This is a genomic window from Patescibacteria group bacterium (assembly GCA_020148045.1).
Taxonomy (GTDB): domain Bacteria; phylum Patescibacteriota; class Minisyncoccia; order Minisyncoccales; family GWA2-38-27; genus JAHCRG01.
Genome location: JAHCRG010000008.1, coordinates 1 through 9,795, shown reverse-complemented (window position 1 = coordinate 9,795; position 9,795 = coordinate 1). Strand labels below are relative to the sequence as shown.

At 34.1% G+C, this 9,795-nt stretch carries 4 protein-coding genes; 3 read left to right on the top strand and 1 reads right to left on the bottom strand.

Going from position 1 to position 9,795, the window contains the following annotated elements; all coding sequences use genetic code 11:
• Positions 1-279: 279 nt before the first annotated feature.
• Positions 280-537 (bottom strand): hypothetical protein, encoded by a 258-nt coding sequence (locus tag KJA13_03040; protein ID MBZ9577989.1) that lies wholly within the window; start codon positions 535-537, stop codon positions 280-282.
• Between the two features lie 684 nt (positions 538-1,221).
• On the opposite strand from KJA13_03040, the gene KJA13_03035 reads away from it, so the two are divergent.
• Genes KJA13_03035 through KJA13_03025 form a run of 3 tightly spaced genes read left to right on the top strand, consistent with a single transcriptional unit; the run spans position 1,222 to position 8,536 of the window.
• Positions 1,222-4,428, top strand: a complete 3,207-nt coding sequence (locus tag KJA13_03035) for an N-6 DNA methylase (GenBank protein ID MBZ9577988.1) — start codon at positions 1,222-1,224, stop codon at positions 4,426-4,428.
• Positions 4,425-6,338 carry a DNA methylase gene (locus KJA13_03030; GenBank protein ID MBZ9577987.1) on the top strand — a complete coding sequence of 638 codons (1,914 nt, stop codon included), beginning with the start codon at positions 4,425-4,427 and terminating at the stop codon, positions 6,336-6,338. The genes KJA13_03035 and KJA13_03030 overlap by 4 nt, the downstream gene beginning before the upstream one ends.
• Entirely contained in the window at positions 6,338-8,536 is a 2,199-nt protein-coding gene (locus KJA13_03025; GenBank protein MBZ9577986.1) for an Eco57I restriction-modification methylase domain-containing protein, read from the top strand. Before KJA13_03030 ends, KJA13_03025 begins: the two co-directional genes overlap by 1 nt.
• Positions 8,537-9,795: the final 1,259 nt, after the last annotated feature.

Sequence of the window (9,795 nt, the reverse complement as noted above, 5' to 3'; positions counted from 1 at the left end):
GAGTTTTGTCGAACTTTAGACGATGATTGGTCAATAGACGAGGAAGACCAACAGGACGCTGACGAGCTTATGATCTTAATACTTGAGGAAGAAGAATGGGACGAGGAGGTTCATTAAGAAAAACGCTGGCAATGTCGATATTGTAAGAAGAGATGCCAACTACTTGAAGACCCAGTTGAATAAGAGGACAGAAGTCAAAGGCCCCCCGTCGACAGTAGATCCACGGTCGTTGATTAAAAAAAGACTGGGATGTATTCAAACCATCCTTTGGCGTCAACCTCATGGAGCTGCTTCGAATAATTCGTTCTCGTAAGCTTCAGAGTTGAAACTATAAGGAATCGTTTTGTAATCGCAGTTTAGGTTCTTTAAACGGCCTAACACAGCATTAGCAACTTCACTGAACGAAAATTTGCCTACCTTATATCCCTGCCAGTTTATCTCCAAAAGACCGTCATCATAATGGTAGATTATGCTCTTACTTTCGTTTTCAACAAAAGACTTCCTTATCCTCTTTGTGAAATCAGTTTTATTTGACATATAAATCAGATAGTATTATGAAGGAAATCCGTTATTGAGGTAGAAGGTTTCTTTGCCTATATATGCTCCATAGCAACCTAATATGTCCTGATTATCACACGAAAGCAAGGTTCTTACCTTGATGGTCCATTTTGCTAAGATGATTTTGGAATAGTATGGCTCAATTTACCATCTCGGTAATATGCGATAAATTGTTTGTTGCATTTTTTGCAGTTGTATGATTTAGCGTCAAAAACGCTGTACTTCCACTCTTTGCCAGTTGGTTGCGTCGTCATTCCACATCTAGGGCATTTAACCATTTAGAATCATTTTAGTTTCACTATTAAAGTTTAATAAGCTTTCGTACGCAGTAGTATCAGTAGCACGAGGGATATTCTATGTTGCTGGCCAGGGGGGGTTTACTTTGGTTGAAAGAGGCTACAACAATCAGGAGCGCCATGGTTAAATCCGTCTTCTCCTACGCCCTCACCTTGGTTAAGTCTCAGAGAGGGAGTCTTCCCACAAAGCTCTCGGCTTTGGAGTTTATCATCCCGACCTCATTCAGTCTACCAAGAAATCGTTTTCTACAAGCCTTTTCAAAGTTCCTATATTATCAAACATTTTTTTCTCAAAAGTCAAAATTTCTATACATAAATAATATGAAAATATTTTTAAAAAATATTTACATGATGTTCAAACTTTTTCATGTCAAACAAGGAGTTTACAGCTATGTCAATTAGTCCAGAAAGAGCTGCTGAAAATTTATTAAGAACACTAGAGAGAAATCCAGAGATAAATGAAACAGGTAGGAGAGAGCTTTTTATAGGTTACATAATAGTTCTCTTTCCTAAATATGCTTGGCAAATAAGAGAATACGCCCTTGGTGCAGAAAAAACGGTAAAAATCCCCCCATCAGAGGAGGAAGATGTTGTTTTAGGAAGAATAGATACTAAAAAAGGTTCTCTAATTATAGAATATAAGACAAGTGTAGAAAGAGTTAATGAGCAGAATGTTGCTGAAGTCCAACTTAAAAAATATGTAGCAGGTATTATGTGTGAAGAGGGAAAAGAAGCAGTAACTAAAGGTATTAGTACAGATATTCTTAATTGGCATGAATACAAAGTAAGTGTTAATCCAAGAATACCTTTAGGAAGCATAAAGCCAGAAGATGTCATTTTATCAGAAAAGCGTTCTTATTTCTTCTCATCAGATAATCCAAATAGATTTATTGAGACCGTAGAACGGCTTGTATTTGAGGAAGTACCGATTATTGCAAATGCTAAATATATTGTTGATGAATTTGGTTTAAGATCAAAAATTTATAGAGACTTCAAAAAAGCTCTAAGAAAAATTTGGGAAGAAATTTATGAACAAAGTGAAGTTGAACTAGGTTTAAATCTATGGTCGAGATTTATTGAGAATTGTTTTGATCAAACTGCTCGACCTAATGAAGAAAATTATTTAGATCACGTTTATTTGGTTATTTTATCGAGATTACTTGCAGGATTTGCAATTGCCACTGTAGAAGAACAAACAGATCCAACATTTCCGATTAGGTGCGTAACTGGCGAATTTTTCCAATCTGGGACCCATCGTGTTCAGAACTTTGTTGAAAATGATTTCTTTAGATGGGTTAAACATAGGGATATAATAACAGAACTTGCTCCCGAATTGGAAAGTCTGCATCGTAAGTTAGAATGGTTAGATTTCCGTTCTGCTCCAAAATTTGATCTTCTTACAGAAATATATGCAGAAATTATGCCGCCTGAACAAAAAACAGAATATGGGGTAGTTTTTACGCCTACATGGCTTGTTAATCAAATAGTGGATAATATTGAGGGCTGTGAAGAAGAAAATAAAAAAATATTGGATCCTGCTTGTGGAACAGGTAGTTTCCTTAGATCTGTACTAGCGAAAAAAATGGAGCGTCTTAATGGTAAATATTCAAAACCTCAAATCCTTGAAATCATATTAGATGATATCTGTGGTCTTGATATAAATCCTGTATCTGTTGTAATAGCAAAAACTACAATAATGTTAACTCTTTCGGAACTACTTAAAATTTCTAATCGTCCTGTGGAAATCCCAATCTATCTTTGTGACTCTTTATTTCTTCCTGAATTACGAATTTCTTCTTCTGAAGAAAATGTAATCGAGGTTAATTTAGATTCAGCAGAAATACATCTTCCTTCAAAAGTTTTTTCAGAAGGAACTACAGTTTTTGATCAGCTCATACAAATAGTTAGTACATTTGCGAGAGATGCTGCATTAGAATTAATCTCTCCTGATGAAGGCCTTAGATCATTAGAGGAACGAATTGAAGAAATTATTTCTCAATTTGATTTAACACAATCTGAACATGACCTTCTTATTGAGGGTTTAACTGATTTATTTTATGTGTTAATTGAGCGCATTCGAAAGAAAAGGAACATAGTGTGGGCTTTTGTATTGAAAAATACTTATCGTCCATCATTACTTAGAGAACAATTTGATGTCATAGTTTCTAATCCTCCTTGGTTAGCAATGAGTTCATTTCCAGCAGCAAGATATAAAGAAGAGTTAGAATCCCTAATAGAGTATTATAAATTACCGCCATTGGGTCCATCAAGACATCATATGGAAATTTCTACTATGTTTAGTATTCACTGTGCTAATAAGTATTTAAAAAAAGGAGGTACCTTTGCATTCATATTACCCAGAGTTATATTGAATGGTTACCAACATGACCCGTTGAGGAAATCAGACTTTTTACAAGAAGCATCTTTATCAATAAATTACCTCTGGGATTTAGTAGATGTTGAGCCATTGTTCAAAAGACCGGCATGTGTAATATTTGGAAATAAATCAGGTGATCCATCTGGTTTTCCAAAAGAACTCCCGTGTAAGCAATTTCATGGTAATCCTTTCGATACATTAACTTACGAAGAAAAAATTTTATATTTAACAACTCTAGGAGCAAAGTCTAGCTATTCTTATTCTAAACAGGTGTATCATGAAGCATCATTAAGGTACAAAAGAGGTTTTAAACAAGGAGCAGATTTGATGCCTCGTAGATCGGTAATTGTTGATATTCTAACCAGAAAAGATGCTGAAATATTAAGCATCACTACATCTGAAAGTGAAATTAATAATCCCTTAAACAAAGCTCCATACGATACGATTAGTCTGACTGGAACAATAGAAAAACAGTATATCTTTAATACACTGAAATCTGATGCAGTGCTTCCATTTGTTCATGGTGAACCTGTTTATGCTGCATTACCAGTACAAATTGAAGATAATTCTTTTAGAATATTAGATGTTAGAGAACTCTTACGATTAGGCCATATACACGCTAGAAGATGGTTCCAAAGGGTCGATGAAATACTACTAGAATTAAGTAGAAAGGATTTATCTACTTGGTTAAAAAGAAGAAATAAACTAATCAATCAATCTACAGAAAAATGCGAATTTTTAGTACTATATGGAGCTGGGGGAACGAATGTTACATCATGTGTGTTAGATACTAGTGAAATGGATTTTACATTCATAAATGATCAGACTTTATATGCATGGAGGGCACCAAGCGAAAACGAAGCATGGTATGTTTGTGGTATGTTAAATAGTAAACCAATAAATGACGCAATTAAAGATAAACAAGCTCTTGGTGCTTTTGGTGAACAGCACATTCATGAATTGCCGCTTTCATTAATACCCCGCTTTGATCCAGGATTACCTGAGCATATAGAATTAGCTAATGAAGCTAAGAGAATAAATCAGCGTGCAAGACAGATCGTTCAATCAGATAGAACTTACCTCGATACTAGTCTATCTCTTGCGTCAAGACGGAGACGTTTTTCAAGAATTATTAGCTCTGAATTGGAAGAACTTAACCGTTTATCGGAGAGTATTTTGGAGGTTTCTGGAAAATGATTGCTTGTAAAGAGTTTAACGAAAAATCATTCGGTAACGATAAATCGTTAGCCTTTAATCCGTATGAAAAACCCGTTCGTTCAACTAGAAAAGGAGCGATTTTTCAGGTACATCCATATCCAACGAAAATAAATTATAGAAGCATTGCACCATTTATATTAGCGCATGCCCAACCTGGAGATTTAGTATACGATTCTTTTGCTGGTTCTTGTAGCACAGGTATGGCTGCCGCCAGTTGTTCCGAAAAAAATCCTGATATTTTGAATTACTTAGGTCATGAAGCAAGAGAAGCTGCTATTTGGGGTCCAAGAAGAGCTATTTGCATTGATATAGGGGTGCTTCCAACATTTATTGGACGTACATTGTTAAACTCTATTGACACTAGAGTACTTAAAAAGATATTTTATAAATGGATGGAAAATATTGAAGAAAAATGGGGTTGGATATATAAAACTACAGATTTGGAAGGTAAAAAAGGAATAATTAGATATACTTATTTTAGTGATATTATAAAATGCAGTAATTGTCATTTTGAAGTACCATTTATAGAAATGTTTGTCGATTTTAATAAGGGAGAATTCAAAGAAAAAACAAAATGTCCTAACTGTTATTATATTATTGATTCTAAAAATGTTGAACCAATTATAGAAAATGCATATGATAAATTATTAAAAAAAGATAAAGAAAGAGTAAAAAGAATCCCATATCGAATATATGGAACAACAAATAATAAAAAATGGTCAAGAAATGCAATAACAAAAGATTATGAAGATATAAAAAAGATAGAAAAAATACCACTACCAGATTCAGTTAAGCCGGTTCCTATGATGGGTGAAAAAAAAGGTAAAAAATGGGGTGAAATGTATAGATCAGGATATCATAGAGATATTACTCACGTACATCATTTTTATACGCCTAGAAATTTAACTGCTATTTCAGTTCTTTTTGATGAAACTAAAAATATTCCAGAAAAATTTAGGTCAGCTATAATATTGGCAATTTCTAGTTATAACATAGCCAATTCCACTTTAATGACTAGATTTGTTTTTAAAAAAGGAAACAACCGACCCGTCAATACAAGTGCACAACCAGGTGTCCTATATATACCAAATTGTCCAGTAGAGAAGAATGTTTTTTTAGGAGTAAGAAGAAAGTTCAAAGCGATTCTAAAAGCTTTAGAAAAAACATCAAAATGGATTATAAATGTTGAAGTCAAAACTCAACCAGCACAACATAGTGGCTTAAAATCAGGCTCAGTGGACTATATTTTTACAGATCCGCCTTTTGGTGAAAATATTCAATATTCTGAACTTAATTTCTTATCGGAAGCATGGCTAGGTTTTTTCACTGATAATACTTACGAGACGATTATTAGTAATTATCAAGGAAAAGATGTTAAAAATTATGAAAAATTATTAACTGAAGCATTTAGAGAAAACTTCCGAGTTCTCAAGCCTGGAGGGTTTATGACTGTAGTGTTTCATAACACACGTAAAGAAATTTGGAATGCTCTTCAAAGGTCTATTCTACATTCAGGATTCGAAATAATAGATACTTCCATTCTTGATAAAACCCAAACTAGTTTTAAGCAAACAACTACTAAAGGTGCCGTTAAAAAAGACCCTATCATTTTAGCGTTGAAACCTAAACATAAAAATAATTTTACTAAAGATCATAAGTTATTAAATGCTAGAGAATATATTATTAGACGTTTAAAAGAGTTGGAAAATAGGATAACTCCTGAAAGGTCTTTTGATTATCTTTTCGGTAGGTTTGTTGGTTATAGATTATCCATGGGTCAAACTATTCCAATAAATGCCAAAGAATTTAAAAGAATTTTATCACAAATCGCAGATGAAAAAGGGAATAATTGGTATTTAAAGAAAGAAATCAAGAAGGCGCTTTCATAATGTCTGAGAGAAAATTAGTTGATGAAATATTAGCTAATGCAAAATACCTCGAAGAAAGTCTAAGGAGAACACTCTATTCTAAAATATTATCTTCTATACAAAATGAATCAAATTTAGATCAAAATTTCTACAATATCTGTGAAGCACCATCAGTATTAACTAATTCTTTAGTAGAAAAATGGAATAAAATAATAGAATTAATAAATTTGGGCTATAATGAATTTGGTCCTATTTTCGTATGGAAAAATTATCCCATTTTATGTGAGGGAGAAATTACTGAAAGTTTAGGGCAATATTTTACAAAACCATCAATAGTTAATTTTATATTGTCTGGACTGAAAAACAATCCAAAAAAAATTTTAGATCCTATGGCAGGCCACGGTGTTTTCTTATTAGGAGCATTAAAACGGTTTAAGGATGCGAAAATTATTGGAGTTGATATAGATGATTTACCTTTAAAAGCAGCAAAACTTGTTCTAAATAATCGAGTAAAATTAATTAATCAAGATATTTTCACATGGGCTTTTAATCGGGTCAATGAAAACAAAGATTTTCATTTTGATGCTATCGTAGGAAATCCGGCATATATAAGTTATCAAAACTTACAGAAGGTTGGAGATTTTGGTAATATAAAAGAAGATTATAGAAAATACATTTTTGGTATCCTTAAGGAAATTGCAGAAATGAAGAGTATAAAATATAAACTAAATCGATTATTTAAAAATTGGTCTGGTTATAGTGATCTGGCTGTATATACTATAATTTTATCTTGGCTCTTATCGGACGATGGCGGTCAAATCGCTTTTGTCACGACAAATCACTGGTTAGAAAGAAATTATGGAGAAAACATTCAAAGGTTTCTTACAAATCATGGGACCGTGCACGGAATAGTAACTCAAAGAAATGGGAATTGGTTTCCTAGGGCACAAATCCCAACAAATATAATAATATATACGAAAGGAGAACCATCAAAAAACCAATTGGAATATGGTATACCTCATGTAGAAATTTTTAAAAATAATATAGATGATATCAAACATTATTTAAAATCTATTATTAAGGAAGATTTTTGGTCCTGGATTAATACTATTAACGAACCAAAAACATATGATAATATTAGAGTTAGTTTTAAAAAATGGTTTGAACATAAAATTGGTCTTCGTGAATATGTAGAAATAAATAAATTCAAAAATATAGATATACCAAATCATCTTAAAAATTATAAATTATTTACCTTTGACTCAATTGGATGGGAAGTTCACCAAGGATTACGAACAGGTTGTAATGAGGTTTTTTATGTTAAGAAATCACATTTAAAACTCAATAAGTTTACATCAACAGTTACTAGAAATGGGAAAAAGGTAAAAAAGACATTTCATCTAAATCCAAATTTTGTAATTCCCGTCATCCAAAAAATTACATCAGACGCTCCTCTTAAATTAAATTTAAAACATACTAATACTTATCTTTTAAATTTAAATAATTCTATTCTTTCTGAAGATATTAAAGAAATAAAATCCAAATATCCAAACAAATGGATTAAAGAATGGAAAATAGAAGATTATCATATAATTCCTGAAGAATTGGCTCAACATTTACGTGAATGCGCCTCAGTTCCCTACGAAGGTAAAGGACAAAAAAGAGTACCTGCTAGTGAATTATCCGCAGTAAGAACGAATGTCTATATTCCTCATCTGAAAAATACAGATACAATCCCACCTCCACCCACATTTTGGTATCAAATTAAAATACGTCCTAGGCATTATGGAAAAATAATTATTCCTAGAGTAACGGGAGGCGCTTTAAGAAGCTATTTAATTGAAGAAACTAAAGAAGTCTTAACAGACGCTAACTTCGTTACGTTAATACCAAATAAAGAAAAATTACCGCCAAAGTATCTGTGGGTGTGGCCTAATACCAATACATTTAGATTGTTGGCAGAGATGAATGGCGTACCTTTAGGTGGTGGAGCTCTAAAACTTGAAGCCTCAATCATTAAAACATTACCTGTACCATATAGATTATTGAAAAAGAAAGAGGATAGTATTGAAGAAATATGTAAAAATTTAGGTAGAAGCTATTCTGAGATGGAAATTTTAGATAAAGGAGAAGAAATTGATGCTGTTCTATTTGATAATGTTAATACTTCTTCTATTAAAACAAGACTTGAGAAATATATTGAATTAAGACAAAAATGATAATTAAAAAAGTAGAAGCTTTAGTTAAGGAAATTTCAAGTTGCTCTTCTGCTTTTAATCCTAACACCTTTCTTAGGTAATGTTCAACAAAATTAGATTTTTTCACTAAACTACGTCTCCTCTCTTTCTCGGAGATGAGTTCATCGCCCAAAGAGCAGCTAGAGTCTAACCTTTTTAATTTTATAAACCGTTTTCCCGTCCTCCGAAGACCTGTAGGTGGTTAATATCCATCCATTATCTTTCAAGCATCTACCCACGGCGACCGATTCCGCAGCCGCCAGCTGCAAATATGAATTTCATGGACCCATGATACATATCAAGAATACATATACTCATGTGAACCAGCTAAATAGATAATTTTGAGCCGCCGCAGCAGAGGAAGGGGGAAGGGTAGTACCTTAGCTGCCTGAGGAAAACCCTCGGATTCAGAAACGGCTTGAAAAGCTACGGTAGATCGGGTTCGGATATCCACAGAAAACGAGAATTATGCTGCGGAAGGCGTGGATTAAGAGACGGCACTCCCGCTTCAGCGCTCAGATGATCCTCAACGTCTCAAAATATGAGCTCGCTCACATCGCCTGCGGAGGAGGAGCCAGGCATCAAGCCTGAAGAGAAGATAGATGGAACAAGAGGCAGATAGCCGTCTTCAACATCATCCAAACCAATAATTGAATCCGCCTGCGCGCACTACGTGGGCAAAGCTAGCCCCTAATAAGGTCTCTTTTTAGAAAATCTAATTTAAAGAGTTAGAAACTATCTAACTTGGCAACTGAAGGCAAGATGAGACGCCACATCTACGGCGTAGATCTTATCGCATACAGTAAATGCCTAGGGTAAAGAGCTATCTATCCAGATTATCTGTTCCCGAAGGTCGTCAACCTTGACCAAGTAGCCATTTTCGGTAAACTTGACATCTATCTCTCTCGCCGCTCCCTCGCTCGCGCGCGGTATAACATAATAATTAAAATTATTACCATCAGCCCCAGCCATAAAGAGAGGTCGATAATGAGATTCGAAAGGTTTACATCCCAGATATTAACAGGACCCGCTATCGTGCTTAAAGTATGAATGCTCCAGACTATGGGGAACCCATATTTAACATGGAGGTAGTCGGGCCAATCATACACCATTCCCCAAGTCGATGCCATTATGGTTGAGACGGACCATATTGCTATGTACGACGAGACAACAATTTCCCTCCGACAGCGTGTACTAAATTTTCCCATTCTGCTCTTCACCCTCGTGCGCGAGACTTTTTC